This is a genomic window from Bradyrhizobium semiaridum (genome assembly GCF_020329505.1).
Taxonomy (GTDB): domain Bacteria; phylum Pseudomonadota; class Alphaproteobacteria; order Rhizobiales; family Xanthobacteraceae; genus Bradyrhizobium; species Bradyrhizobium semiaridum.
The window spans coordinates 242,122-268,242 of record NZ_JAGKJJ010000001.1; the positions used below are offsets into that span (position 1 = coordinate 242,122).

The 26,121-nt window shown below is 65.3% G+C and carries 21 protein-coding genes and 1 pseudogene; 5 read left to right on the plus strand and 17 right to left on the minus strand.

Annotated elements, in window-relative coordinates; all coding sequences use genetic code 11:
* Window positions 1-23: 23 nt before the first annotated feature.
* Window positions 24-3,152, minus strand: coding sequence for an efflux RND transporter permease subunit (locus J6500_RS01085; protein WP_225710817.1), 3,129 nt, complete (start codon window positions 3,150-3,152; stop codon window positions 24-26).
* 3 nt (window positions 3,153-3,155) lie between these two features.
* Window positions 3,156-4,289, minus strand: a complete 1,134-nt coding sequence (locus tag J6500_RS01090) for an efflux RND transporter periplasmic adaptor subunit (RefSeq protein WP_225710818.1) — start codon at window positions 4,287-4,289, stop codon at window positions 3,156-3,158.
* Window positions 4,290-4,471: 182 nt separating this feature from the next.
* Here J6500_RS01090 and J6500_RS01095 point away from each other — a divergent pair, with 182 nt between their 5' ends.
* Window positions 4,472-4,945 (plus strand): GNAT family N-acetyltransferase, encoded by a 474-nt coding sequence (locus J6500_RS01095; RefSeq protein WP_225710819.1) that lies wholly within the window; start codon window positions 4,472-4,474, stop codon window positions 4,943-4,945.
* 56 nt (window positions 4,946-5,001) lie between these two features.
* On the plus strand, window positions 5,002-5,799 hold the full coding sequence (gene xth, locus J6500_RS01100) for an exodeoxyribonuclease III (RefSeq protein WP_225710820.1): 798 nt from the start codon (window positions 5,002-5,004) through the stop codon (window positions 5,797-5,799).
* A gap of 11 nt (window positions 5,800-5,810) precedes the next feature.
* Here the strand turns inward: xth and J6500_RS01105 are convergent, their stop codons facing one another.
* Genes J6500_RS01105 through J6500_RS01115 form a run of 3 tightly spaced genes read right to left on the minus strand, consistent with a single transcriptional unit; the run spans window position 5,811 to window position 8,859 of the window.
* Window positions 5,811-6,842 (minus strand): L-idonate 5-dehydrogenase, encoded by a 1,032-nt coding sequence (locus J6500_RS01105; protein WP_225710821.1) that lies wholly within the window; start codon window positions 6,840-6,842, stop codon window positions 5,811-5,813.
* A gap of 40 nt (window positions 6,843-6,882) precedes the next feature.
* Window positions 6,883-7,650: an SDR family oxidoreductase gene (locus tag J6500_RS01110; RefSeq protein WP_225710822.1), complete on the minus strand. Its 768-nt coding sequence runs from the start codon at window positions 7,648-7,650 to the stop codon at window positions 6,883-6,885.
* A 9-nt stretch (window positions 7,651-7,659) separates the two neighbouring features.
* On the minus strand, window positions 7,660-8,859 hold the full coding sequence (locus J6500_RS01115) for a mandelate racemase/muconate lactonizing enzyme family protein (protein ID WP_225710823.1): 1,200 nt from the start codon (window positions 8,857-8,859) through the stop codon (window positions 7,660-7,662).
* A gap of 173 nt (window positions 8,860-9,032) precedes the next feature.
* On the opposite strand from J6500_RS01115, the gene J6500_RS01120 reads away from it, so the two are divergent.
* Together J6500_RS01120 and J6500_RS01125 are read left to right on the plus strand one after the other, a co-directional pair.
* Window positions 9,033-9,797: a GntR family transcriptional regulator gene (locus J6500_RS01120; protein WP_225710824.1), complete on the plus strand. Its 765-nt coding sequence runs from the start codon at window positions 9,033-9,035 to the stop codon at window positions 9,795-9,797.
* Window positions 9,798-9,861: 64 nt separating this feature from the next.
* Window positions 9,862-11,226 (plus strand): MFS transporter, encoded by a 1,365-nt coding sequence (locus tag J6500_RS01125; protein WP_225710825.1) that lies wholly within the window; start codon window positions 9,862-9,864, stop codon window positions 11,224-11,226.
* A gap of 68 nt (window positions 11,227-11,294) precedes the next feature.
* Here J6500_RS01125 and J6500_RS01130 read toward each other — a convergent pair whose 3' ends face one another.
* The 3 genes and pseudogenes from J6500_RS01130 to J6500_RS32055 all read right to left on the minus strand — a co-directional run bounded on the left by J6500_RS01130 (window position 11,295) and on the right by J6500_RS32055 (window position 14,931).
* Window positions 11,295-12,116, minus strand: coding sequence for a tetratricopeptide repeat protein (locus J6500_RS01130; RefSeq protein ID WP_225710826.1), 822 nt, complete (start codon window positions 12,114-12,116; stop codon window positions 11,295-11,297).
* Window positions 12,103-13,827, minus strand: a complete 1,725-nt coding sequence (ilvD, locus tag J6500_RS01135; RefSeq protein ID WP_225711051.1) for a dihydroxy-acid dehydratase — start codon at window positions 13,825-13,827, stop codon at window positions 12,103-12,105. Before ilvD ends, J6500_RS01130 begins: the two co-directional genes overlap by 14 nt.
* A gap of 257 nt (window positions 13,828-14,084) precedes the next feature.
* Window positions 14,085-14,931 (minus strand): annotated as a pseudogene (locus tag J6500_RS32055) (SMP-30/gluconolactonase/LRE family protein).
* A 291-nt stretch (window positions 14,932-15,222) separates the two neighbouring features.
* Between J6500_RS32055 and J6500_RS01145 the strand changes: the two are divergent.
* Window positions 15,223-17,442, plus strand: a complete 2,220-nt coding sequence (locus J6500_RS01145) for a lytic transglycosylase domain-containing protein (RefSeq protein WP_225710827.1) — start codon at window positions 15,223-15,225, stop codon at window positions 17,440-17,442.
* A 142-nt stretch (window positions 17,443-17,584) separates the two neighbouring features.
* On the opposite strand, the gene J6500_RS01150 is transcribed toward J6500_RS01145, so the two are convergent.
* The 9 genes from J6500_RS01150 to pdhA all read right to left on the minus strand — a co-directional run bounded on the left by J6500_RS01150 (window position 17,585) and on the right by pdhA (window position 26,102).
* Window positions 17,585-18,553 (minus strand): tripartite tricarboxylate transporter substrate binding protein BugD, encoded by a 969-nt coding sequence (locus tag J6500_RS01150; RefSeq protein ID WP_225710828.1) that lies wholly within the window; start codon window positions 18,551-18,553, stop codon window positions 17,585-17,587.
* A 128-nt stretch (window positions 18,554-18,681) separates the two neighbouring features.
* Window positions 18,682-19,923, minus strand: a complete 1,242-nt coding sequence (locus tag J6500_RS01155) for a threonine synthase (protein ID WP_225710829.1) — start codon at window positions 19,921-19,923, stop codon at window positions 18,682-18,684.
* Between the two features lie 180 nt (window positions 19,924-20,103).
* The gene (gene lpdA, locus J6500_RS01160) at window positions 20,104-21,522 is read right to left on the minus strand and encodes a dihydrolipoyl dehydrogenase (protein WP_225710830.1); all 1,419 of its coding nucleotides are present in this window, start codon (window positions 21,520-21,522) and stop codon (window positions 20,104-20,106) included.
* Window positions 21,523-21,539: 17 nt separating this feature from the next.
* On the minus strand, window positions 21,540-21,782 hold the full coding sequence (locus J6500_RS01165; protein WP_225710831.1) for a hypothetical protein: 243 nt from the start codon (window positions 21,780-21,782) through the stop codon (window positions 21,540-21,542).
* Window positions 21,782-21,958, minus strand: a complete 177-nt coding sequence (locus J6500_RS01170) for a hypothetical protein (protein WP_225710832.1) — start codon at window positions 21,956-21,958, stop codon at window positions 21,782-21,784. The genes J6500_RS01165 and J6500_RS01170 overlap by 1 nt, the downstream gene beginning before the upstream one ends.
* Before the next feature lie 12 nt (window positions 21,959-21,970).
* On the minus strand, window positions 21,971-23,332 hold the full coding sequence (locus J6500_RS01175) for a pyruvate dehydrogenase complex dihydrolipoamide acetyltransferase (RefSeq protein WP_225710833.1): 1,362 nt from the start codon (window positions 23,330-23,332) through the stop codon (window positions 21,971-21,973).
* 1 nt (window position 23,333) lies between these two features.
* The gene (locus J6500_RS01180) at window positions 23,334-23,639 is read right to left on the minus strand and encodes a DUF5076 domain-containing protein (RefSeq protein ID WP_211986686.1); all 306 of its coding nucleotides are present in this window, start codon (window positions 23,637-23,639) and stop codon (window positions 23,334-23,336) included.
* A 5-nt stretch (window positions 23,640-23,644) separates the two neighbouring features.
* Window positions 23,645-25,036, minus strand: coding sequence for a pyruvate dehydrogenase complex E1 component subunit beta (locus tag J6500_RS01185; protein ID WP_225710834.1), 1,392 nt, complete (start codon window positions 25,034-25,036; stop codon window positions 23,645-23,647).
* Between the two features lie 46 nt (window positions 25,037-25,082).
* The gene (pdhA, locus tag J6500_RS01190) at window positions 25,083-26,102 is read right to left on the minus strand and encodes a pyruvate dehydrogenase (acetyl-transferring) E1 component subunit alpha (protein ID WP_225710835.1); all 1,020 of its coding nucleotides are present in this window, start codon (window positions 26,100-26,102) and stop codon (window positions 25,083-25,085) included.
* Window positions 26,103-26,121: the final 19 nt, after the last annotated feature.

The following is a 26,121-nucleotide window of genomic DNA, read 5'->3' on the forward strand; positions in this document are numbered from 1 at the left end:
CGCGACGGTTCGCGCCGCGCATGTCACTCCGCCGCGACCACCTGCGGCCGGTCGACGTCGCCGCCCGCCTCAAGCTGCGGATCGAGCTTGCGGCGCAGCCTGCGGTCGATGCGGTCGAGGTAGATGTAGATCACCGGCGTGATGAACAGCGTCAGCAGCTGCGACACGCAGAGGCCGCCGACCACCGCGACTCCGAGCGGCTGGCGCAACTCGGCACCGGCGCCGGCGCCGAGCGCGATCGGCAGCGTGCCGAAGATCGCCGCGAACGTCGTCATCATGATCGGGCGGAAGCGCAGCAGCGCCGCCTCGCGGATCGCGTGCTCGGCGCTGAGGCCGACGCGGCGGCGTTCCAGCGCGAAGTCGACCATCATGATGGCGTTCTTCTTGACGATCCCGACCAGCATCACGATGCCGATCATCGCGATGACCGACAGCTCCATGCCGAACATCATCAGGGTGAGGATGGCACCGATGCCGGCCGATGGCAGGCCGGAGATGATCGTGATCGGATGGATGAAGCTCTCGTAGAGGATGCCGAGGATCACGAACGCCGCGAACACCGCGGCGAGGATCAGGACGCCCTGCCCGCGCAGCGAATCCTGGAACACCTGCGCCGTACCCGAGAAGCCGGTCACGATGGTCGGCGGCAGGTTCGAGCTCTGCTCGAGCTCGGTGATCTTGTCGACCGCGTAGCCGAGCGAGGTACCCGGCGCGAGGTTGAAGGAGATCGTCACCGCCGGCTGCTGGCCCTGGTGGTTGATCTGCAGCGGCCCGACGGTCGGGACCAGTTTTGCCACGGCGTCCAGCGGGATGGTCTGGCCGTTCGCGGTCTTCATGTACAGCTTCGAGAGGTCGGACGGATCGACGCGGAACTGCGGCTGCACCTCCAGAATGATCTGGTAATCGTTGGAGGGCATGTAGATGGTGCCGACCTGCCGCGCGCCGTAGGAGTTGTAGAGCTGGTTGCGCACCTGGTCGACGGTGATGCCGTAGACCGCGGCCTTCTCGCGGTCGATGTCGACCGTCATCTGCGGGTTCTTGATGTAGAGGTCGGTGGTGACGTCGAGCAGGCCGGGAATCTTCTCGATCTTGTCCCGCATCTCCGGCGCCAGCCGGTAGAGCGATTCAGTATCGCCGCTCTGCATCACATATTGATACTGGCTCTTGGAGACCCGGCCGCCGATGTTGAGGTTCTGGACGCTCTGGAAGAACGCCTGCATGCCCGGGATCTCGCGCGCCTTCTGCCTGAGGCGCCCGATCACGACGGCAGCGTTGTCGCGGGTCGCCTGCGGTTTCAGCGCGATGAACAGCCGGCCGTAATTGGTGGTCGGATTGGGACCGCCGGAGCCGACCGTGGAATTGACATAGTCGACGGCCGGATCCGCCCTGAGCACCTCGACCAGCGCCTGCTGGCGGACCGTCATGGCCTGGAACGACGTATCGGTCGCGGCCTCCGTGACGCCGATCAAAAAGCCGGTGTCCTCCTGCGGGAAGAAGCCTTTCGGCACGATCATGTAGAGATAGATGGTGCCGCCGAGGGTTGCGAGCGTCACCGCCAGCATCAGGGCCTTCTTGGCCAGCACCCAGTCCAGCGCCCATTCGTACGCCTTCAGCCAGGCCTCGAACATCGCCTCGAACGCCCGCAGCACGATATTGGGCCGCCGGGTCTCATCATGTGAGCGCAGGACGCGGGCGCACAGCATCGGAGTCAGGGTCAACGACACGAAGCCGGACACGATGATCGCGACCGAGATCGTGACCGCGAACTCGCGGAACACGCGGCCGACGATGCCGCCCATCAGCAGCACCGGGATGAACACGGCGATCAGCGAGAAGGTGATCGAGATGATGGTGAAGCCGATCTCCCGCGCGCCCTTCAGCGCCGCCTCGAACGGCTTCATGCCGTGCTCGATATGGCGGACGATGTTCTCCAGCATCACGATGGCGTCGTCGACCACGAAGCCGACCGAGAGCGTCAGCGCCAGCAGCGTCATATTGTTGATGGAATAGTCCAGCGCATACATCGCCGCGCAGGTGCCGAACAGCGAGATCGGCACCGCCAGCGCCGGGATGAATGTCGCCGACGCCGAGCGCAGGAACAGGAAGATCACGAGGATCACGAGGCCGATTGCGATCAGCAGCGTTTCCTCGACGTCGCTGACCGCCTGGCGGATCGAGACCGAGCGGTCCATCATGACCTGCATCGATACCGAGGGCGGGATCGCGGCACGCAGCGCCGGCAGCTTGGCCAGCACGGCGTCGACGACCGCCACGGTATTGGCGTCGGGCTGCTTCTGGATCGCGAGCACGATCGCGCGCTCGTTGTTCATCCAGGTCGCGATCTTGTCGTTCTCGACGGCGTCGTAGACCTTGGCGATCTCGTCCAGCCGCACCGGCGAGCCGTTGCGCCAGGCGACATAAATCTGGCGGTAGTCGGCCGCCTTGTCCATCTGGCCGGAAGCTTGCAGCGCGACGTCCTGCTTGGGGCCGTTCAGCGTTCCGACCGGGGTCGAGGAATTCGCGCGCGAGACCGCGGCGCGGATGTCCTCCATCGAGACACCGCGTGCGGCGGCCGCTTCCGGATCGGCCTGGACCCGGATCGCGAATTTCTGCGCGCCGTAGATCAGCACCTGGGCGACGCCGGGCAGTTGCGACAGCGCCTGCCCGATCGTGATGTCGCCGTATTCGTTCACCGACGACAGCGGCAGCGTCGCCGAGCCGAGCGAGACGAACAGCACCGGGAAATCCGCCGGGTTCACTTTGCGGAAGCTCGGCGGGATCGTCATCTCGATCGGCAGCCGACGTTGGGCAATAGTCAGCGCGGTCTGCACGTCGAGCGCGGCCGCGTCGATGTTGCGGTTGAGATCGAACTGGATGGTGATGACGCTGGTGCCCTGCGAGGAGTTCGACGACATCGAGGAGATGCCCGATATCGTCGACAGCTGCCGCTCGATGATGCCGGCGACCGAGGCGGCCATGGTATCGGCACTGGCGCCCGGCAGCGTCGCGGTCACGGCGATGGTCGGGAAATCCACCTTGGGCAGCGCCGAGACCGGCAGCAGGCGGAAGCCGAACACGCCGAAGGCAATGATCGAAGCGGTGATCAGCGTCGTCATCACCGGCCGGCGGATGCAGAGCTCGGAAAGCGTCATCGCTTAGGCTCCAGCCTTGCGCGCGCGCAGCTCGACCCGCGAACCGTCCGAGAGCAGCAGCTGGCCGTCGACAACGACGCTTTCATCGCCCGACAACCCATCCGCGATCACCGACAAGCCCTGGAAGGTGCGGTCGACCTTGACCGGCTGGACCTTGGCGACGCCGTCCTTGACCACAAAGACGAAATTACCGTTCTGGCTGCGCTGGACCGCGACCGTGGGCACCACGACCGCATCTTCATTGCGGATGATCAGCTTGGTCTGCACGATCGTGCCGGGCCACAGCGTCTCGCTCTCATTGCTCATGATGCCGCGCACGGTGACCATGCCGGTGGTCGCATCGACGGAGTTTTCGACCATCGCAACCTTGCCCTGCTCGGAGCGCTGGCGGCCCGGAATAGTGGCGAAGACAGGGGAATCACCCTTCCCCATGGCGTCGCGCAGATCGACCAGCACCTTCTGCGGGATGGCGAAGGTGACATAGACCGGCGCCATCTGGTTGATGACGGCGAGCGGCTGGGTGTCGGCGGGGCGCACGAAATTGCCGACCTTGACGTTCGCTGCGCTGATGCGGCCGGCGAACGGCGCACGGATCACCGTATAGCTCTTCTGGACGCGCAGATTGTCGAGCGCCGACTGGTCGGCCTTGATGGTGCCGATCAGGATGTCGGACTGGGTCCGGGCGTTGTCGAGATTGACCTGCGTGGTCGCGCCTTTGCCGACCAGCTCGGTGTAGCGGCGCAGGTCGCGCTGTGCGCCTTCGAGCTGGGCGCGATCCCTGGCCAGCACGCCCTCTGCCTGCTCGATCTGCGCGTCGATCTGGCGCGCATCAAGCGTGAACAGCAAGTCGCCCTCCTTGACCCTGGCGCCGTCCTCGAAATGCACCGAGACGATGGTGGTCTCCAGCCTCGACTTCAGCGCGACGCTGGAGATCGGGGTCACCGTCCCGATCGCATCGACATCGACCGGCACAGATTTGCGTTCGGCTTTGGCAACATCGACCGACACCACCCGCGCGCGCGGGCTGCCTTGCGCGGTGGCCGCACCGCCATTCATCCATGAGGACCGGGTCGCGTAAGCCGTCCCGGCCGCAATGCCGAGCACGGCAACAATCAGTAGGAAATTGCGTTTTTTCATAAGTCTTGCACGCGCGCCGCCCCCATCGTCAAACCAGGACGGGTTCGAAGCTCCCCCTCGGCAATTGTTGCGCCTTGTTTCCCGAGAGGGTTAGCACAGGCGGGCCGCACTTGGTATGCCACCTAAGATAAATTGTGCGGCCGTCCTCGCTTGTGCATTGCCGGAAGTTCGCAAGAATGCACATGCGCCGCGCCCAGGTCACCTTCAGCTATCTTTCCGATCGCCACCTCATGCCCGCCTCCGTCCTCGTCTGTCGCTGGGAAGAAGCCCGCGACCGTGCCAAAGCCATCCGTTACAGCGTCTTTGTCGAGGAACAGCGCGTGCCGGTGGAACTGGAGTGCGACGACATGGACGCCGTGAGCTGGCACGCGCTCGCGTCTACCGGAGACGGCACAGCAGTGGCGACCGGCCGGCTGCTGCCCGATGGCCATATCGGCCGCATGGCCGTGCTCAAATCGGCGCGCGGCACCGGAATCGGCGCCCGCGTCCTCGATGCGCTGATGGCCAAGGCCGCCGAACTCGGCTATCCCCGATTGATCCTCAACGCGCAGACGCATGCGGAGCCGTTCTATGCCCGCGTCGGGTTCGAGCGGGTCGGCGAGGAATTCGAGGAGGCCGGCATCCCGCACATCGAGATGCGGAAATGCTTGGTCTGACGGGCTGTGAAAGACGGGGCGCTAACGCGAAAACCCGATAGAATCGAGGACCTTTGATGCCAGTTCGCATCGCAACGTGGAACGTGAATTCGGTCCGGCAGCGGATCGAGCCGCTGATGAGCTGGCTGAAGGAATGCTCGCCCGACATCGTCTGCCTGCAGGAGATCAAATGCGTCGACGAGGCGTTTCCCCGGCTCGAGATCGAATCGCTGGGCTACAACGTCGTCACGCACGGCCAGAAGACCTTCAACGGCGTCGCCCTGTTGTCGAAGTTGCCGTTCGACGAGACCAAATCGGGCCTCGCCGGCGATGACGAGGACGCCCACGCCCGATTCATCGAGGGTGTCGTCACGCTGAAGCAGGGCGTGGTCCGGGTCGCGTGCCTCTATCTGCCCAACGGGAACCCGGCCAACACCGACAAATATCCCTACAAACTCAAATGGATGTCCCGGCTTCTTGAATACTCGAAGGAGCGGCTTAAGGCCGAGGAACCGCTGATCCTTGCGGGCGACTTCAACGTCATCCCGGCGGCGCGTGATGTCTACAACCCGGCCGCCTGGACCGGGGACGCCCTATTTCGCCCCGAGACGCGACGGGCGTTTCAGTCGCTGCTCGGCCTCGGCCTGACCGACGCCCTGCGTGCGGTCAATGACGAGCCCGGCCAGTACACATTCTGGGACTATCAGGCAGGCGCCTGGCAGAAGAACTGGGGCCTGCGCATCGACCATTTGCTGCTGTCGCCGCAAGCCAGCGACCGGCTGATCGACGTCGGCATCGACAGCTATGTCCGCGCTTGGGAGAAGCCGTCCGACCACGTCCCGGTGTGGGCCGATCTCGATTTCGAGGCGGCGTGACCAACAACAATCTAGAATGTCAGTTGCACCTTCATTGAGCGCGAGCGGTCGCTGGCGAGTTCGAAGGCATCGACCGCGGATTCGAACGGAATCGACGCCGATACCAGCGGCGTCAGGTCGACCAACCCCTCGCCCATCAGACGCAGTGCCAGCTCGAATTCCGGATCAAACCGGAAGGTGCCGCGCAGCCGCAGTTCCTTGGCGACGACGGTGTTGATCGGCAGCGTCATCTCGCCGCCGAGCCCGACCTGCACGATCACGGCGCCTGGCCGCAACAGATCGAGCGCTGTGCGCAGCGCCGCCTGATTGCCGGAGGCCTCGAACAGCACGTCGAGCTGTCCCTTGCCGGCCATGTAGGGCTCGAGCGCGGCTGCATCGGTAGCGCTGTTGATCGCCCGCGTCGCGCCGAGCTTGCGCGCCATCGCGAGCGGCGCTTCCGCGATATCGGCGGCGACGATCTCGGACGCGCCGCCGAGGCGGGCCACGACCACCATCAGCGCGCCGATCGGGCCGCAGCCGGTGACCAGCACCCGCCTGCCGAGCAGGCTGCCGGCCTGGTTTCCGGCGTGGAGGCAGACCGCGAACGGCTCGGCCATCGCGGCCTCGGCGAACGACAGCCGTTCGGCGATCGGGATCGCCTGCGAGGCATCCACCGTGATGAACTCGCGAAAGCCGCCCTGCACATGGGGAAAGCGCATCGCGCTGCCGAGAAAGCGCATGTCGGTGCACTGGTTCCGCATGCCCTCGCGGCAATAAGCGCACTGCCCGCACGGCAGGCTCGGATTGACCGCAACCCGCAATCCCGGACGCAGGTGCGAAATGCCCGATCCGACATCGGCGATCGTTCCGGAGATCTCGTGCCCCAGCGCCATCGGCTGCTGGATCCGCACGGTGCCGAAGCCGCCGTGATGATAGTAGTGCAGATCCGAGCCGCAGATGCCGCCGGCCGCGATCCTGACCCGCACCTGATGCGGCGCCGGCGCCGGATCCTCAAAGCTCTCGATCCGCAAATCATGGGGAGCGTGGATGACGACGGCGCGCATGCGTTCTGTCCCTCTGTTCGTGCCGGCTGGATCGCCGCGATCACATCGCGGCCAGCATGCCGCCGTCGACATAGATGATCTGGCCGTTGACGTAGTTGGAGGCGTCGGAGGCCAGGAAGATCGCGGCGCCGACCAGCTCGTCCGGCTTGCCCCAGCGCTTCGATGGTATCCGCGACATCAGCCAGTTGTTGAAATCCGGATTCGACATCAGCGCCTCGTTCATGTCGGTCAGCATGTAGCCGGGCCCGATCGCGTTGGCCTGGATGCCGCTCTGCGCCCACTCCACCGCCATCGAGCGCGTCAGGTTGCGGATACCGCCCTTCGCCGCGGTGTAAGGCGCGATCGTCGGCCGCGCCAGTTCGCTGCCGAGCGAGCCGATATTGATGATCTTGCCGTGCTTGCGCAGGATCATCCGCTTTGCCGCCTCGCGCCCGGTCACGAAGGCGCTGGTCAGGTTGGTCTCGATCACCTTGCGCCATTCCTCGGTGGTGAACTCCACCAGGGGCTTGCGTCGCTGAATGCCGGCATTGTTGACGAGGATGTCGACCGCGATGCCCTCGCGGTCGAAACGCTCGAAGGTCGCAACGATCGCCGCCTCGTCGGTGACATCGAACGCCGCGCCGTCGGCCTTGTGGCCGGCGGCACGGAACTCGGCGACGGCGGTCTCAACTCTGGCGGGGTCGACGCCGTTGATGATCAGCCGTGCGCCGGCCTTCGCCATCCCCTCGGCGATGGCGCGGCCAAGGCCGCGGGAGGAGCCGGTCACGAGCGCCGTGCGGCCGGAGAGATCGAACAGAGCGGTGCTCATCGGAGGTCCTCAAACATTGGAGCGGCGGACGGTGAGATCGGAGCGCTCGAACACCGGAGGAAGCAGGTCGACGCCGAGCCCCGGCCCTTCCATCGGATAGACGTAGCCGTCCTTGATCACGGGCATGGCGGTGACAAGCTCGTTGTACCAGCCCTTGTAGAAGGCGCGCACCGACTCCTGGATCAGCGTGTTGGGCTGGCTGAACGACATGTGGATCGCCGCGATGAAGCCGACCGGCCCGATGCAGTCATGGGGCGCAAACGGCCGGTGATAGGTCTCGGCCATCGCCGCGATCTTGCGGCCTTCGGTCAGGCCGCCGGTCCAGCACAGATCGGCCATCACCACGTGCATGGCGTCGCGGTCGAGCATGTCCTTGTAGGGGAAGCGCGAGCCGAGCGTCTCGCTGGCGCAGACCCATACGTCGGTCGAGCGCGCATATTCGGCGAGCGCCTGCGGCGAGTTCATGCGGATCGGGTCTTCGTACCAGGTCGGCTTGTAGGGCTCGAGCGCCCGCGCGATCTGCTTGGCGGTCGGCAGGTTCCACAGCGAGTGCAGCTCGACCATGATCTCCATTCTGTCGCCGACGGCCTTGCGGATCTTCTCGAACGGCTCGATCGCCTGCTTCATCTGCGCGGCGGTGATGTAGAGACCGTTGTTCTCCTGCGCGGCCGGATCGAACGGCCAGATCTTCATCGCCGAGATACCGCTCTCGAGCAGGCTTTCGGCGAGCGCGTCGGCGCGGTGCATGAAGCCATCCAGATCCTCGTAAGGCCCCTGGGCCTCCCCGAGATTCCAGTTCGACACCGGGCTGATATTGGTGGAGCGGACATATCGTGTGCCGGCGCAGGTGTTGTAGATGCGCTGCTTGTCGCGGCACAGGCCGCCAAGCATCTGGTGCACCGGCTGGCCGCAGACCTTGCCGAACAGATCCCACAGCGCGATGTCAATGGCGGATGCCGCGCGATATTCGACGCCGGTCGACGACTGCGCCATCGGCAGATTGAGCATGTCGCGGTGGATCGCCTCGATATGCAGCGGATTGCGCCCGAGCAGCCGCCCGGCAAACGTATCGTGGATTTGCGCTTCGACGGCGCCGGCGCCGTAGAAGGTCTCCCCGAGCCCGATCAGTCCGGTGTCGGTGTGAACGCGAACCCAGATCACATTGGCGAACTCTTCGGTGCGCAACGTCTCGATCGAGGTGATCTTCATCGCGATGTCCTCCCGAACCCGCCGTCGCGGGGTTCCGTGTTTCTTGTTGGTCCGCGCCTTGCGGCAGGCCGCGCCGCCATTGATACGGCCGCTTGTAATATTTCACAACATGTTTTAAGTAGACCGCAGCAATCGGGCTCACGCGACGCACGCGGGCCGGCGGGAGGAAGCAAATGGCAAGGCGCAAACGCGCGCTTGAAATCGTGCGTTCCGACGACACGGACGAGGCGCCCGGCCGGCGCAACCGCATCAACTTTTTCGAGCTCGCCTATCAGCGGATCGAGGATCTGCTGGTCAATTGCGAGCTCCGGCCAGGCCAGTCCCTCACCGTGCAGGACCTGCAGGACCTCACCGGCTTCGGCCGCACCCCCGTGCACAATGCCGTCAACACGCTGGCCGCCGATACACTGATCATCATCCGCCCGCGCCAGGGCCTGCAGATCGCGCCGATTGACCTCGCACGTGAGCGTATGCTGCTGGCGCTGCGGCGCGACATCGAGCGCTTCGTGATCCGGCTCGCCGCCGATCGCGCCAGCCTCTCTCACCGCAATCAGGCGCTGCATATCGAGCGCGTGCTGAAGGACAAGCACGCGACGCTGACGCTCGACGAATTCAACAAACTCGACCGCCGCATAGACGGCCTGATCCTGGCCGCCGCCGGCGAGCCCTTCCTCGCCCACACGCTGCGGCCGCTGCACACGCTCTCTCGCCGCATCGGCTTCATTCATCACAGCTACATGCCCGGACAGTCCGACCTGTCCGGCACCATCGACAGCCATCTCGCCATTCTCAATGCGGTCGCCAACCGCCGCGTCGACCGCGCGACGGCGGCAAGCGATGCCTTGATCGACTACATGGACACGATGTTCGAAGGCATGGAATCCGGCATCGATCCGCGCCTGCTCGACTGCAGCATCGAGCCCCTGCTCGGGACCTGACTCGGTCGTCCGCCGGAAGCAGGACGCTCAACCACAGCACTCAACGGAAAACGGGAGTACGGCAATGTCCACGATGGCAGTTCCGCCGCAGGCGGCGATCGACGGCGCGGTCCGCCACCTCATCACCAATTACAGCCCCAAGGGCAACAAGGTCGGCTGGCTGATGATGGCCTCGATCCTGGTCGAGGCGTGGGACCTTTACTCGATCGCCTTCGTGCTGATCTTCATCAAGGAGCAGTACAATCCCGATCCGCTGATGCTCGGGCTCGCCGCCGCCGGCACGCAGGGCGGCGCCTTGATCGGCGCGCTGATCGGCGGCTGGCTGTCGGACAAGATCGGCCGCCGCGTCATGTTCCTCGCGACCATGGTGATGTTCATCGTGCTGGCGCTGGCGCAGGCCTTCGTGCCCAACGTGACCTGGCTGATCGTGATCCGCTTCCTGCTCGGCATTCCGCTCGGCAGCGACATCTCGACGGGCTACACCTATATCATGGAATCCATGGCCAAGGGCGAGCGCGAGGTCATGGGCAACCGCTGGCAGTTCATGTTCGCGGTCGGCGAGGTGCTGACGATCGGCGTCATCATCCTGTTCCTGCTCGCCGAGATCAATCACGAGACGCTGTGGCGCGTCACCCTCGGCCTCGGCGCCCTGCCCGCGTTGATCATCCTGTTGATGCGCCACGACGTGCCGGAGACCGCGGTCTGGCTGGTGCAGCAGGGCCGCTTCCGCGAGGCCAAGCAGGTCGCGCGGCAGATGTACAACGACGACCTCGCCATGCTGCCCGAGCAGGACGTGGTGCTGCCGAAGCCGCGCCCTGCCGCCTTCCTCGCCGATCTGCGCAAGGATCCGATCCGCTGGCGGGCCACGCTGTACGGCTGGATCGCATGCTTCGCCCAGGCGAGCGAATTCTCCACCTTCGCGTTCTATCTGCCGGTGCTGTTCGCGATGGTCGGGGTCTCGACCGTGCTCGGCAACAACCTCGTCACCATGGCGCTGTTCTCGTTTGCCGCGCTGTCCGGCTGGGTCGGGCCGCTGCTAACGCCGAAGATCGGCCATCGCGGCATCAGCATCGCGGGCTTCGGCATCGTGCTGGTCTCGCTCTTGGTCGCGGCGGGCGCGCTGTACACCGGCCACAAATACATCCTGCCGTTTGCCGCGGCCGGCATGCTCTGGGGTCACTATTGGGACGCGTCGAACTGCATGACGATCCCGACCATGGTGGCGCGGCCGCAGTACCGCGGCACAGCGTCGGGCTTCGCCTACATGTTCGTGAAGCTGCCGTCGTTCCTGGCGATCTTCCTGTTCCCGTCGCTGTTCGAGGCGATCGGTCAGGCCAATGCGACGTTATTCGTGGCGATCTTCCCGCTGATCGGATTGCTCGCCGCGATCTTCATCCTGCCGGAGGTCTACGGTTACGAGCACGACTGAAGCAGGACGCGACGGGCGGCACGGCGGCCATCGGGGTCAATCCCCTCGGCGGCCTGGTCGCGGCGGCCTTAATCCCGGCGGCCTTGCACCCAGTGCTCGAGCATCTGCAGCGCCATTGTCTTGTCGTCCTCGGACGCTTTGGCGACGGCCCGGTTGTAGCTTTCCCGGATCCAGGTCTCGTCGGGCGTGGCGCTGTCGCGCGCCAGCGTCAGCCACATCAGGCCGCGCGCCCGCTGCGGCGGCAGACGGTCGCCGTTGAACAGCATCTGTCCGAGCAGCGCCTGCGCCTGGTGCTGGCCCTTCTGGGCAGCAAGGCCGAGCCAGCGGGCGCCGTAGCGGAAATCGTCCCGCGATGCGTCCGGCGTCTTCAGGTACAGCTTGGCGAGGTCGTACTGGGCGTCGGCGTTGCCGAAATAGGAGGCCGCATAGGAGAACATCTCCCGTGCACGCTCGGTGTCCGCCTTGATCTTGGAATTGGGGATGCCGCTCAGATAATAGCGGCCGAGAGCCACGAAGGCATTGGCCACGATCGAGGCCTGCGGCGCCGACGGCGAATCCTCGGCATGCGCATTGGCAATCCGGCTGAAATATTCGAACGCGCGCACGTCGTCCTGGGCGACGCCGTCGCCCTCGGCGTACATCTTGCCGAGTTTCCACTGCGCCACGGGATGACCGGCCTCGGCCAGCGACATCACGCTGGAATTCGGCAGCGCTGCCGGTGCGATCGGGGTCGCGGCGCGCTTCAGGGCCGCCGCGCCGGGCTGCGGCGAAACGATCGGAAGGGCTGTGTCCTGCGGGTTGACCGGGGCTCCATCGAATCCGAATCCGGGGCCCGCCACCGGAATGGCCCCTAACGCAAACGCCAATATCGTACGCCTAAACGTCCGCATAACACTGTTTCTCGTGCGCGCCACCCGGATGGGTGACAGCGCCATCCACCGCCGGCCCCACTTGCTCGGCGTACTTCCACAGCGCACCAGATGTGTGGTTAGTCGCCCGAGGGGCCCATTTGGTCTTACGATTTGCGAGTTCGGCGTCGCTCAATTTTACGTCAAGAGTGCCGGCGACCGCATCGATCTCGATGATGTCGCCGTCCTGCAACAGCCCGATCGGCCCGCCGATGGCCGCCTCGGGTCCAATATGTCCAATGCAAAAGCCGCGCGTGGCCCCGGAGAACCGGCCGTCGGTGATCAGGGCGACCTTGCCGCCCATGCCCTGCCCGGTCAGCGCCGCCGTGGTGGCCAGCATCTCCCGCATGCCGGGGCCGCCCTTCGGCCCCTCGTAGCGGATTACGATGACTTCGCCTTCCTTGTAAGTGCGGTTCTGAACGGCCTCGAAGGCGTCTTCCTCGCGGTCGAAGCACCGGGCGGGGCCGGTAAACTTCAGGTTGGACATTCCCGCGACCTTCACGATCGCACCCTCCGGAGCGAGATTACCCTTCAAACCGACCACGCCACCTGTCACGGTGATTGGATTGTCGGCGGGCCGCACCACATCCTGGTGCGGATTCCATTTCACGCCTTTGAGGTTTTCAGCGATCGTTCGGCCCGTGACGGTTAAGCAATCCCCGTGCAGGTGGCCATTGTCGAGCAGCGTCTTCATCAGCAGCGGAATGCCACCTACTTCAAACATGTCTTTGGCAACATAACGGCCGCCCGGCTTCAAATCCGCGACGTAAGGAGTCTTTTTGAAGATTTCCGCAACGTCGAACAGATTGAACTTGATGCCGCACTCGTGCGCGATCGCCGGCAGGTGCAGTGCAGCATTGGTCGAACCACCTGACGCTGCAACCACGGCCGCAGCATTTTCAAGGGCTTCCCGGGTGACGATGTCACGCGGCCGGATGTTCTTCTCGATCAGCTCCATCACCTTCTCGCCGGCGGCGGCACAGAAAGAGTCGCGGATCTCGTAGGGTGCCGGAGCCCCGGCAGAATACGGGAGCGCGAGGCCGATCGCCTCGGAGACGGTTGCCATGGTGTTGGCGGTGAACTGGGCGCCGCAAGCGCCAGCCGAGGGACACGCCACCCGCTCGATCTCGTCGAGGTCTTCGTCGGACATGGCGCCGACCGAGTGCTTGCCGACCGCCTCGAACATGTCCTGCACGGTGACCGGCTGGCCGCGGAAATTGCCCGGCAGGATCGAGCCGCCATAAATGAAGATCGACGGCACGTTGAGACGGACCATCGCCATCATCATGCCCGGCAGCGACTTGTCGCAGCCGGCGAGTCCGACCAGCGCGTCATAGGAATGGCCGCGGACGGTGAGCTCGACCGAATCGGCGATGCATTCGCGCGATGGCAGCGACGAGCGCATACCGTCATGGCCCATTGCGATGCCGTCGGTGACGGTGATGGTGCAGAACTCGCGCGGCGTACCGCCAGCGGACGCCACGCCCTTCTTCACCGCCTGTGCCTGGCGCATCAGCGAGATGTTGCATGGAGCAGCTTCATTCCAACATGAAGCAACGCCAACAAAGGGTTGATGAATCTGGGCTGTCGTCAGCCCCATGGCGTAGAGATAGGAGCGATGCGGCGCGCGCGCTGGCCCTTCCGTCACGTGACGGCTCGGCAGCCTGCCCTTGATGTTCGTCTTTGCACTCACCTTGACGTCCATCGATCCCGTTCTCCAGCCCTCTCCTCCCTGAACGCCGGACCCCTGAAAAAATGTCCCGGCCGCTCGCGAAGCGCTGGCCATTCAGCTTTATGAATATGATTTCATGGAGAGGTGTGGCCAAAAAGCGGCGCGAGGTTCAAGTCGCCTGCAACAGGGTTAAATGTCCCGGAACTGTTGCGATGGTGCAACGATCGTGGCAAGGGTGCAACCATCTATTACAGGACCTTATGCAGCCCTGTGGAGGTTCATGGATACCCGTCGCCCGGCGTCTGCACCTCGACCACGTCGATCCGCGAGACCGACTTGCCCTTACGCAGGTCCTCATAGGAGGTCTCGGCGCTCAGACAGAACAGCGTGCTGCGGTCCTCGCCGCCGAGCGCACAGGCCAGCGCGCGGCGGCCGGACACGCTGATACGCTCGAGCTCGGCGCCGTCGCGGCCGATCCGGATGAAGGCGTCGCCGGTGAAGGAGGCGACCCAGACTGCGCCGTCGCGATCGAGGCAGATGCCGTCGGGGTCATCGATGCGGCCGAGCCGCCCGCGCAAGGCTGAGGCCACCATCCGCCGCGATGTCGTAATCGGCGAGACATGCGCCGTCCATCTCGGCGACAACGAGCCGGCGGTGATCGGAGGAGACGGCGATGCCATTGGGAAAGCGCAGGCCGTCCGCGACCACGCGCGCGTTGCCGTCAGGCATCACCAGGATGATCCGGCCGACCGCGCCGCGGCCCTCCGGCGGCAGGTCGAAGCCGAGATCGCCGATATAGGCGCGTCCCTGCCCGTCCACGATCATGTCGTCGATCGTGCCGGCGGCGAGGTGCGAGAGATCTGCATAGAGCGAGAGCTTGCCGCCGGAGAAGCGCAGCAATCGCTTCCTGAACATCGTCAGCACGACGATGTCGCCGTTTGGCAGCACGCCGAGGCCGCACGGCGTGTCGTCGCTGACCGCCGCGTGTTCCTCGCGCTCACCCGACGGCGAGATGCTAAGCAGCGTCCGCGCCATGCAGTCGACGAACCACAGCCGACCGTTGTGCCAGCGCGGCCCCTCGTAGTAGCGGCCGCCGTCGAGCACGGTCTTCGGTTCAGTGGTCATGTCTCTCTCTTGCGTTGGGAATGGCTTGGCTGGACCTGACCCGTCCGGCGACGACGATATCTTGGGTGGACACCCGCGAAACTACGGGAAACGACGCCAATGTGTTGCCGCCAGACAAGGAACTCGCGGATTCGGTGAGTTCCACACGTCATACTCCATATTTTGCCCTCTTTCTCTGTAGAGTTGCGCTTGACTTAAGGGGTTGTGAATCAAGGGGTCTGATAATCGGCGGCTGGGTTTTGCCGCGCGTGCTCTGTTTGTGCCTCATGGTTTCTCAGGGGGGACCAGGGAATGAACCATCGCCTCCGTCCGCTGGCGTGCTTCGCCACCGTCGCTGCGCTCGCGCTGCTGCCGGTCAAGGTGACCGCCAAGCCGCATAGCCAACATCAGACCAAAAACTCGCAGACCGCGGACAAGAAGGCGCACAGCGCCGACAGGAAAGCCAAGGTGCGCGAGACAACGTCAGGCAAGCGGCGCCATGCCAGGCGAGGTGCCGCCGAGCGCAAATCCGCCGAGGCCAAAGCATCATCGTCGAAAGCCGCTGACGCTGCGCCGGCCAAGCCCGCCGGCTCCGAGCTGTCGGGCGATCTCGCGGCGGTCAGGGACGCGATCCTCGCTGCGCGGCGGGGCAGGACCAGTGAGGCGACCGACCTCCAGAGCAAGATCACCGATCCCGTCGGGCGCACGCTCGTCGAATGGTATCTGCTGCGCCACTCCGAGTCGGCGGCCGGCTTCAGCCGCTATGCCGCCTTCATCGCGGCCAATCCGGGCTGGCCGAGCATGACGCTGCTGCGCCGCCGGGCCGAGGCGCGGATGTGGCAGGAGCGCAGCAGCGCCGCCACCGTGCACGGCTTCACTTTGGACCAGCCGATCAGCGCCAAGGGCAAGTTCGCGCTTGCCCGCGTGCTGCTCGCCGAGGGCGACCGTGACGGCGCCACGCGGCTGGTGCGCGAGGCCTGGCGGTCGGAAGACCTGTCCGAGCGCACCGAAAGCGACGCCTATGACGCGTTCAAGGACCTGCTGACACGCGACGACCATCGCGCGCGCATGGACAAGCGGATCGGCGCCAAGGACCTCGCCGGCGCGAAGCGCGCCGCGCAGCGGCTCGGCGACGACGACGTTGCGATCGTGAAGGCCTGCGCCGCCGTGCGGGCGAAATCGAGCAAGGCGGAGGACACGCTCAACGACGTGCCGACCGACGCCCGCGGCGATCTCGGCTACACGCTGTGCCGGATGCAATGGCTGATGGCGCAGAACCGGATCGACGACGCGGCTCGCGTCACGATCGCGGCGGCGCCGGAGACCATGGCGCAGCAGGACACCGACCAATGGTGGCGCGAGCGGCGGCTCTTGGCCCGCAAGCTGCTCGACCAGGGCAAGTTCCAGACCGCGTACGATGTGGTGCGCCCCGCGGCGCTGCCCGACAATCCGTATTACCGCTCCGACCTGCACTTCATGAGCGGCTGGATCGCGCTGCGCTATCTCGACGATGCCAAGACCGCCGCGGCGCATTTTGCGCGGATCGACGAGGGCCAGACCAACCCGACCGTGCTGGCACGCGCCGCCTATTGGCGCGGCCGCGCCGCGGAGGCGCTCGGCAACCGGGCCGCGATGCGCGCCGACTATGAGGCCGCCGCGCGCTATCCGACCGCCTATTACGGCCAGCTCGCACTGGCAAAACTCGGCCGCAATGGCCTCGTGCTGCGCGCACCCTCCCCCGCCGCCAGCGCCGACAGCATGGCGGCCGACGAGCGGGTGCGTGCGGCCGACATGCTCTATGCCATCGGCGAGCCCGACGTGGTGCTGTATTTCGCCGCCGACCTCGCCGAGGAAAGCTCCGAGGTCGGGATGCTCGAGGCGCTCGGCGAGCTTACCCGCCGCCGCAACGATGCCCGCGCGATGCTGCAGATCGGCAAGATCGCGCTGGGGCGTGGCTTCGCGCTCGACCACTACGCATTCCCGACGATTGGACTGCCCAAGCACACGCCGGTCGCGCCCGATATCGGGCTCGGCATGACCTATTCGGTGGCGCGCACCGAAAGCGCCTTTGACCAGCGCGACAAGTCGCACGCCAACGCCGTCGGCCTGATGCAGGTCACGCCGGAAGCCGGCCGCGACACCGCAAAGCGCTTCGGCATCAGCTACGACTGGAGCCGGATGGTGTCTGATCCCGTCTACAACACCCAGATGGGCGCCGCCGAGCTCAGCGCGCTGCTGTCGGAATATCGCGGCAACCATGCGATGACCTTCGCCGGCTACAATGCCGGCCGCGGCCGCGTGCGCGACTGGGTCAAGGCCTATGGCGACCCGCGCGATCCCAATGTCGATGCGGTCGACTGGGTGGAACGGATTCCGATCTCGGAGACGCGCAACTACGTGCAGCGCGTGATCGAGAATCTCGCGGTGTACCGCGCGCGCTTCGAGGATGCGGGCACGGCGATGGCTGAGAAGAAGAACGACCGCGCAGTGACGCAGGAGACCAACGCGGCGCCGAGCACTCCGTCTCACTAACCGGTGTCGTCCTGGCGGAAGCCAGGACCCATTACCACAAATGAAAAGACTGGAGCCCGACGGAGCCCAACCTTCGTCAAATCAACGGTTGTGGTTATGGGCCCTGGCTTTCGCCAGGACGACGAGTGGAAAGACCGCGCCTTCAATCCACCTTCACATTGGCTGCCTTGATCATCGGCCACCATTTTGCAATTTCCGCCTTCTGCAAGGCGCCGAGCGCCTGCGGCGTCAGCTGGTCCTTGGGCGGCATCTGCAAGCCGAGATTTTCGAGCTGCTTCTGCACGGCCGGATCGTTCAGCGCCTCGACCGCCGCCGTGTTGATCTTCGCGATGATCTCCTTCGGCGTGCCCTTGGGCACCCAGAGGCCGGACCACAGCGTCATGTGGAAGCCTGGCAGGCCCGCCTCGTCCACGGTCGGCACGTCCTTGGCGTTCTCGACCCGCTTGGAGTCGGTGACGGCATAGGCGCGGATGTTGCCGGCGCGGACCTGGTTGATCGAGTTCGAAGTCTGGTCGACGATGATGTCGATCTGCCCCGCGACCAGATCGTTCAGCGCCGGCCCTGTGCCGCGATACGGCACGTACTGCAGCTTGATGCCCGAGACATTTTCAAAGTAGAGCCCGGCGATGTGGCTGCCGCTGCCGGCGCCGGCGGTGCCCGCAGTCGGCGGCGACGGCCGCGACTTCAGCCACTCCAAGAGCTCCTTCAGCGATTTCGCCGGCACCGCGTTCTTGCTGACGATGATCATCGGATTGCTCGGCAGCAGCACCACCGGCTCGAGATCCTCGACGAGATCGTAGCCGAGCTTGTAGATCGCGCCGTTCGCGACGTGGGTGCCGAGATGGCCGAAGGAAATCGTGTACCCGTCCGGCGCCGAGCGCACCGCGCGGCCGACGCCGATCGAGCCGCCTGCGCCCGTGACGTTCTCGATCAGCAGCACCTCGCCGAGCGATTGCTTCATGCGCTCGCCGAGGATACGCGCCATCGCATCCGACGGCCCACCGGCGGAGAACGGCACGATGATGGTGATTGGATGCGTGGGATAGTTTTGTGCGAAAGCAGCCCCGGTGAACGTCAACATCGCCAAAACGGCAAGTACCAGCTTCCGCATCATGACCTCCTCAACAAGCTTCAATCGTCATTGCGAGGAGCAAAGCGACAAAGCAATCCATGCTTCAGCATACGCGGTGAAATGGATTGCTTCGCTTCGCTCGCAATGACGAACTTCAAATATCGCCCTCAGAATTGCGAGAAATCGATTGGCTTATGCCGGTCCAGCGTACGCGTCACCGGCGGCAGCGGGTATTTCAGGCCGCTGGCGCAATTGAACAGCATCACGCGGTCGGTCTTCGCGACGCGGCCGTCGGCGAGGCTGTCCTTGTAGGCGGCGTAGGTCGCGGCGCCTTCCGGGCACAGTAGTAGCCCCTCCTCGCGCGCCACCTCGTTGAGCGCGGCCGAGATCTTGTCGTCGTCGACGGCGATGGCAAAGCCCCTGCTCTCGCGCACCGCGCGCAGGATGAGGAAATCACCGATCGCCTGCGGCACGCGGATGCCCGAGGCGATGGTGTGGGCATCCTCCCAGCGTGTCGCATGCTCGGTGCCGGCCTCATAGGCGCGGACCATCGGGGCGCAGCCTGAGGCCTGCACCGCGACCATGCGCGGGCGCTTCGAGCCGATGAAGCCGATCTTCTCCAGCTCGTCGAACGCCTTCCACATGCCGATCAAGCCGGTACCGCCGCCGGTCGGATAGAAGATCACGTCGGGCACGTCCCAGCCGAGCTGCTCGGCGAGCTCGATGCCCATCGTCTTCTTGCCTTCGATCCGGTACGGCTCCTTCAGGGTCGAGGTGTCGAACCAGCCGACCTTCGTCTTGCCCTCGCCGACGATCTTGCCGCAATCGTCGATATAGCCGTTGACGCGATAGACGGTGGCGCCCTGCAGCTCGATCTCGCTGACGTTCACCTCCGGCGTGTCGGCCGGGCAGAAGATCGTGGTCTTGATGCCGCACGACGTCGCGTAGGCGGCGAGCGCAGCCCCGGCATTGCCGTTGGTCGGCATCGCCATGTGCTTGATGCCGAGCGCCTTGCCCATCGACACCGCCATGACGAGGCCGCGCGCCTTGAACGAGCCGGTCGGCAGCCGCCCCTCGTCCTTCACAATGATTTCGCCACCGCCGAGTTTCGTGCTGAGCTTCGACAGCCGGATCAGCGGCGTCGTGACCTCGCCGAGCGAGACGATGTCCTTGCATTTGCGCACCGGCAGCAGCTCGCGGTAGCGCCACATGTCGGCGGGCCGCTCGGCCAGCGCCTGCTTGGTCAGCGCCTTCTTCACGCCGGCGAGGTCGTAGCGCACCAGCAGCGGCTTGCCGGTCTTGGAAAGGTTGTGGACCTGATCCGCCGGATAATGATCGCCCTCCATCGCGCATTCGAGATGGGTGACGAAGGTCGGGCGTTCGATGGTGAGGTTGTCGTTGTCTTTCACGAGGTGCGCTCTTTCTTGTTTTCGGTTCACCATTCCAAGACCCGTCACCCTGAGGTGGCCGCTCCTTCAGCGGCCCTCGAAGGGCGACGAGCCCGGCTGCTAGATCTGGGCCGTGCATCCTTCGAGGCTCGCCCAGCGGCGCAAGTGCGCCGCAAGGCTCGCACCTCAGGATGACGGGACTTAGATATTCAGCACCCGGCCGTAGGCGTCGAGCACCGCTTCCTTCATCATTTCGGACAATGTCGGATGCGGGAACACGGTGTGCATCAGTTCCTCTTCCGTGGTCTCCAGATTCATCGCGACGACATAGCCCTGGATCAGCTCGGTGACCTCGGCGCCGATCATGTGCGCGCCGAGCAGCTGCCCGGTCTTCTTGTCGAACACGACCTTGACCAGGCCCTGATCCTCGCCGAGCGCAATCGCCTTGCCATTGCCGACGAAGGGGAAGCGGCCGACGCGGATCTCGCGGCCGCCCTCCTTCGCCTTGGCTTCGGTGAGGCCAACCGAAGCGACCTGCGGATGGCAATAGGTGCAGCCCGGGATCATCAGCTTGTCCATCGGATGCGGATGCAGGCCCTTGATCGCCTCGATACAGACCACGCCCTCGTGCTCGGCCTTGTGCGCCAGCATCGGCGGACCCGCGACGTCGCCGATCGCGTAGATGCCGGGCACGTTGGTCTTGCCGTAGCCGTCGATCACGATGCAGCCGCGGTCGGTCTTCACCCCTAACTTCTCCAGCCCGAGATTCTCGATGTTGCCGACCACGCCGACCGCGGAGATGACGCGCTCGAACTCCTTGGTCTGCGGCGACTTGCCGTCATCGATGGTCGCGACCACGCTGTCGGCCTTCTTCTCCAGTTTCGTGACCTTGGTCGAGGTCATGATCTTGATGCCCATCTTCTCGAACCGCTTGCGCGCCAGGCCCGCGATCTCGGCATCCTCGACGGGGAGGATCTGCGGCAGCACCTCGACCACGGTGACGTCGGCGCCCATGGTGTGGAAGAACGAGGCGAACTCGATGCCGATCGCGCCGGAGCCGACCACCAGCAGCGACTTCGGCATCCGCTCCGGCACCATCGCCTCGAAATAGGTCCAGACCAGCTTCTTGTCGGGCTCCAGCCCGGGCAGCACACGCGGCCGCGCGCCGGTCGCGACGATGATGTATTTTGCCTGATAGGTGCCCTCGCCGCTGGCGCCCTTTGGCGCCTCCACCGCGGACTTCTTCACCGTGATCTTGCCGGGCGCGTCGATGGTGGCGTCGCCCCAGATTACCGTGACCTTGTTCTTCTTCATCAGAAAGCCGACGCCGTCGTTGAGCCGCTTGGAGACCCCGCGCGAGCGCTGCACCACGGCCTTCGGATCGAACGAGACGTTGTCGGCCGACAGTCCGTAATCCTTGGCGTGCTGCATGTAGTGATAAATCTCGGCCGAGCGCAGCAGCGCCTTGGTTGGGATGCAGCCCCAGTTCAGGCAAATGCCGCCGAGATAGGATTTCTCGACGATCGCGGTCTTGAAGCCGAGTTGCGCGGCGCGGATCGCCGTGACGTATCCGCCGGGTCCGGAGCCGATGATGATGACGTCGAAGGATGTGTCGGCCATGTCGGCTCCCATTCAACTCAACTTGTGACGCCGCGGGCGCGGCTTCTTGTGATCAACAACCTGGCCAGCCATTCGACGGCGACGACCAGGCCCATGATGATCGCGGCGATCAGCACGACGGCCTGGCCGATGCTCCGCGACAGCTGCTCGCCGGAGAAGAAGGCGGAGCGCAGGATATCCAGTCCAACCGGATTGAGCACGGCCGCGGCCGACAGCAGCAGCGAGATCCAGGGCCAGCGCGTGATCCGTCTGTCGGCCATTATCCATGTTCCGGCCAGACCATCCCCAGGATCACCGTCCAGACCAGTGCGAGCACGGCCGCGCCGATGATCATGATCCTGAACTGGATCGTCGAGACGAGGTCACGATTGACCGCAATGATCGACGCAATGGCGATGGCTGCGAGCAGGACGTACGGACCGTAGATCGCGTACATGGCGGACGCCCGTCAGACCATCATCATCACGGGGTTTTCGATCAGTTGCTTGAAGGCCCCGATCAGCTCGGCGCCGAGCGCGCCGTCGATGGCGCGATGATCGCAGGACAGCGTCACGCTCATCATGTGGGCGATCTCGATCTTGCCGCCGCGCACGACGGGGCGCTCCTCCGAGGTGCCGACCGCAAGGATCGTCGCATGCGGTGGATTGATCACGGCCGTGAAATGGTTGATGCCGTACATGCCGAGGTTGGACACCGCCGTGGTGCCACCCTGGTATTCCTCCGGCTTCAGCTTGCGGCTGCGGGCGCGGGTCGCAAAATCCTTCATCTCGTTGGAGATGGTCGACAGCGTCTTAGTTTCGGCCTTGCGGATGATCGGGGTGATCAGGCCGCCCGGCATCGCCACCGCGACGCCGACGTCGGAATGCTTGTGCTTGAGCATGCCGCTCTCGGTCCAGCTCACGTTGCAGTTCGGGATCTTCTGCAGCGCCACCGCCATCGCCTTGATGACGAAGTCGTTCACCGAGATCTTGTAGAGCGGCTTCTTCTCCTTGTCCTTCGGCGCGGCGGCGTTGATCTCCTCGCGCGCGGCGAGCAGCTTGCCGATGTCGCAGTCGATGGTGAGATAGAAGTGCGGCACGTTCTGCACCGACGCCGTCAGGCGCTGCGCGATGGTCCGCCGCATGCCGTCATGCGGCACGACGTCGTAGGAGCCCGGCTCGAACAATGCCAGGATCTGCTTGTCGGACATCGACGGCGCAATGCTCGGCCCAGCAGCGGGCGCAGCCGCCGGCGCCTTCAGGCCCTTGCCGGACTTGGCGTCCTCGACGTCGCGCGCGATGACGCGGCCGTGCGGACCAGTGCCGGTGATGCGGCCGAGATCGATGTTGGCTTCCTTCGCCAAGCGTCGCGCCAGCGGCGAAGAGAAGATGCGGCCGTGGCCATTGGCCCGTGCGGCGGCGGGCGCTGCAGCAGGCTGCGGCGCCGGTGCAGGAGCCGCTGCTGCCTTCGCTTCCGGCGCAGGCGCCGCCGCTGCGGCGGCAGGCTTCGGCGCTTCGGCGGACTTTGGCGCCTCGGCCGGCTTGGGTGCGGCTCCGCCGCCAGCGCTGGCCGCCGCCTTGACGTCCTCGCCGTCGCCGGCGAGCACCGCGATGACGTCGTTGACCGGCACGTCCTGCGTGCCCTCGGGCACCAGAATCTTCGCGATCGTACCCTCGTCGACCGCCTCGACCTCCATCGTCGCCTTGTCGGTCTCGATCTCCGCGATCACGTCGCCGGACTTGACCTGGTCGCCCTCCTTTTTGAGCCACTTGGCAAGGTTGCCCTTCTCCATCGTGGGCGACAGCGCGGGCATGAGAATGTTGATCGGCATGTCAGTGACCTTGTTGCGACCGCGGCATGGTTTTGCCCGTGTCGGTCGGCCGGGCGATTTCGGCTTCGAACATCTCGACGATGCGCGCCAGCGCCTCGTCCTCGGTATATTCGCTCTCGCGCGCATAGGCGCGCGCGGCGTGACGGGCGATGTCGACGAGCATCAGCCCCCACATGTCCGGCTCCTCGAAGGCGCGCTGGAATGCGATCGACAGGCCGCCGTCGACGACGAAGGCGCGCAGCACCTCGACGGCGTCCTCGCGGTCCATCACGTCAGGCGGCAGCGGCTGCTCCTTGGGACCGGTCATCGGCGTTACCGGTAGGACACGGCCTTGGCGGCCGCGACCACCTCGGCGACGGAGGGCAGAGCGAGCTTTTCCAGATTGGCGGCATAGGGCATCGGCACGTCCTTGCCGGAGACGCGCGCGACCGGCGCATCGAGATAGTCGAAGGCCTGCTCCATGATCCGCGCCGCGACCTCGGCGCCGACGCCGCTCTGCTGCCAGCCCTCCTCGACCGTGACCGCACGGCCGGTCTTCTTCACGGAGTTGATGATGGTCTCGGTGTCCATCGGGCGGATGGTGCGCAGATCGACAACCTCGGCTTCGATGCCCTCCTTCGCGAGCTCCTCGGCAGCCTTCAGCGCATAGGACATGCCCATCGCCCAGGAGACGATGGTGACGTCCTTGCCGGGGCGCGCGATCTTGGCCTTGCCGATCGGGACGATGAAGTCGGCAAGCTTCGGCACCTCACCGGTGTGGCCGTACAGCACCTCGTTCTCGAGGAAGATCACCGGATTGGGATCGCGGATCGCGGCCTTCAGTAGGCCCTTGTAGTCGGCGGCCGAATACGGCGCGATCACCTTGAGGCCCGGGATCTGCGAGTACCAGGCGGCGTAATCCTGGCTGTGCTGCGCGGCAACGCGCGCGGCGGCGCCGTTCGGACCGCGGAACACGATCGAGCAACCCATCTGGCCGCCGGACATGTACAGCGTCTTGCCGGCGGAGTTGATGATCTGGTCCATCGCCTGCATGGCGAAATTCCAGGTCATGAACTCGACGATCGGCTTCAGGCCGGCCATCGCCGCGCCGATGCCGACGCCCGCAAAGCCGTGCTCGGTGATCGGCGTGTCGATCACGCGGCGCGCGCCGAACTCCTGCAACAGGCCCTGGGTCACCTTGTAGGCGCCCTGATATTCGGCGACCTCCTCGCCCATGATGAAGACGTCCTGATCGCGCCGCATCTCCTCGGCCATCGCATCGCGCAGCGCTTCGCGGATGGTCTGCGTCACCATCTCGGTGCCTTCGGGCACTTCCGGATCGAGTGGTGCAACGGCGGCAGGCGCGGCCGGCGCCGCCGCGGGTTTCGGCGCTGGCGCCTCTGCCTTGGCTTCAGCCGGCGCGGCTTCGGCCTTCGGCGGCGCCGGAGCGGCCGGCGCCTTGGCGAGATCGGCGGCGCTCTCGCCGTCGGCGAGGATGGTGGCGATCGGCGTGTTGACCGCGACGTCGGCGGTGCCTTCCGGGATCAGGATCTTGCCGAGCGTGCCCTCGTCGGTGGCCTCGACCTCCATCGTCGCCTTGTCGGTCTCGATCTCGGCGATGACGTCACCGGACTTGATGGTCTCGCCTTCTTTTTTCAGCCACTTGGCGAGGTTGCCCTTTTCCATGGTGGGCGACAGCGCAGGCATCAGCACTTGAATGGGCATAACAGCTCCCGGAAATCAGTCTTGAAGGTTCTTCTGCGCGGGTGGGTCAGCGGTAGACGTCGGTGTAGAGCTCCGACGGATCGGGCTCCGGATCGTGCTGGGCGAAATCGGCGGACTCGTTGACGATCTCGCGTACCTCGGCGTCGATCGCCTTGAGGTCCTGCTCGCTCGAGCCGGCGGCGAGCAGACGGTTGCGCACCTGCTCGATCGGATCCTGGTCGTGGCGGACCTTCTCGACCTCCTCCCGCGTGCGGTACTTGGCGGGATCGGACATCGAGTGGCCGCGATAGCGGTAGGTCTGCATCTCCAGGATGATCGGGCCGTTGCCGCCGCGGCACCACGCCACGGCTTCGTCGGCCGCGGCCTTCACGGCGCGCACGTCCATGCCGTCGACCTGCTTGCCCGGGATGTTGAAGGAGGCGCCGCGCTTGGAAAAATCCTGCTGCGCCGAGGCGCGCGAGACCGAGGTGCCCATTGCATAGCGATTGTTCTCGATGACATAGATCACCGGCAGCTTCCACAGCTCGGCCATGTTGAAGCTTTCGTAGACCTGGCCCTGGTTCGCCGCGCCATCGCCGAAATAGGTCACGCTGACGGAATCGTTACCGCGATAGCGGTTGGCGAAGGCGAGCCCGGTGCCGAGCGAGACCTGCGCGCCGACGATGCCGTGACCGCCATAGAAGTGCTTCTCCAGGCTGAACATGTGCATGGAGCCACCCTTGCCCTTGGAATAGCCGCCGCGGCGCCCGGTCAGTTCGGCCATCACGCCCTTGGCTTCCATGCCGCAGGCCAGCATGTGACCATGGTCCCGGTACCCGGTTATGACCTGATCGCCGAGCTTGAGGGCCATCTGCATGCCGACGACCACCGCCTCCTGGCCGATATAGAGATGGCAGAAGCCGCCGATCGCACCCATGCCGTAGAGCTGGCCGGCCTTCTCCTCGAAGCGGCGGATCAGCAGCATGTCGCGCAAGGCCTTGAGTTCCTGCTCGTTGCTGAGCTCGGGCGGAGATCCGGCCTTCTCCTGCCCAGATTCTTTCGCGACGGTTTTCTTGGGTGCGGCCATGGCAATTCCGGGTGAGAGA

Excerpts from the sequence above, each read along its gene's own strand:
- J6500_RS01085 (WP_225710817.1), bottom strand. The coding sequence starts at position 3,152 with ATGACGCTTTCCGAGCTCTGCATCCGCCGGCCGGTGATGACGACGCTG.
- J6500_RS01090 (WP_225710818.1), bottom strand. The coding sequence starts at position 4,289 with ATGAAAAAACGCAATTTCCTACTGATTGTTGCCGTGCTCGGCATTGCG.
- J6500_RS01095 (WP_225710819.1), top strand. The coding sequence starts at position 4,472 with ATGCGCCGCGCCCAGGTCACCTTCAGCTATCTTTCCGATCGCCACCTC.
- xth (WP_225710820.1), top strand. The coding sequence starts at position 5,002 with ATGCCAGTTCGCATCGCAACGTGGAACGTGAATTCGGTCCGGCAGCGG.
- J6500_RS01105 (WP_225710821.1), bottom strand. The coding sequence starts at position 6,842 with ATGCGCGCCGTCGTCATCCACGCTCCCCATGATTTGCGGATCGAGAGC.
- J6500_RS01110 (WP_225710822.1), bottom strand. The coding sequence starts at position 7,650 with ATGAGCACCGCTCTGTTCGATCTCTCCGGCCGCACGGCGCTCGTGACC.
- J6500_RS01115 (WP_225710823.1), bottom strand. The coding sequence starts at position 8,859 with ATGAAGATCACCTCGATCGAGACGTTGCGCACCGAAGAGTTCGCCAAT.
- J6500_RS01120 (WP_225710824.1), top strand. The coding sequence starts at position 9,033 with ATGGCAAGGCGCAAACGCGCGCTTGAAATCGTGCGTTCCGACGACACG.
- J6500_RS01125 (WP_225710825.1), top strand. The coding sequence starts at position 9,862 with ATGTCCACGATGGCAGTTCCGCCGCAGGCGGCGATCGACGGCGCGGTC.
- J6500_RS01130 (WP_225710826.1), bottom strand. The coding sequence starts at position 12,116 with ATGCGGACGTTTAGGCGTACGATATTGGCGTTTGCGTTAGGGGCCATT.
- J6500_RS01145 (WP_225710827.1), top strand. The coding sequence starts at position 15,223 with ATGAACCATCGCCTCCGTCCGCTGGCGTGCTTCGCCACCGTCGCTGCG.
- J6500_RS01150 (WP_225710828.1), bottom strand. The coding sequence starts at position 18,553 with ATGCGGAAGCTGGTACTTGCCGTTTTGGCGATGTTGACGTTCACCGGG.
- lpdA (WP_225710830.1), bottom strand. The coding sequence starts at position 21,522 with ATGGCCGACACATCCTTCGACGTCATCATCATCGGCTCCGGACCCGGC.
- J6500_RS01165 (WP_225710831.1), bottom strand. The coding sequence starts at position 21,782 with ATGGCCGACAGACGGATCACGCGCTGGCCCTGGATCTCGCTGCTGCTG.
- J6500_RS01170 (WP_225710832.1), bottom strand. The coding sequence starts at position 21,958 with ATGTACGCGATCTACGGTCCGTACGTCCTGCTCGCAGCCATCGCCATT.
- J6500_RS01175 (WP_225710833.1), bottom strand. The coding sequence starts at position 23,332 with ATGCCGATCAACATTCTCATGCCCGCGCTGTCGCCCACGATGGAGAAG.
- J6500_RS01180 (WP_211986686.1), bottom strand. The coding sequence starts at position 23,639 with ATGACCGGTCCCAAGGAGCAGCCGCTGCCGCCTGACGTGATGGACCGC.
- J6500_RS01185 (WP_225710834.1), bottom strand. The coding sequence starts at position 25,036 with ATGCCCATTCAAGTGCTGATGCCTGCGCTGTCGCCCACCATGGAAAAG.
- pdhA (WP_225710835.1), bottom strand. The coding sequence starts at position 26,102 with ATGGCCGCACCCAAGAAAACCGTCGCGAAAGAATCTGGGCAGGAGAAG.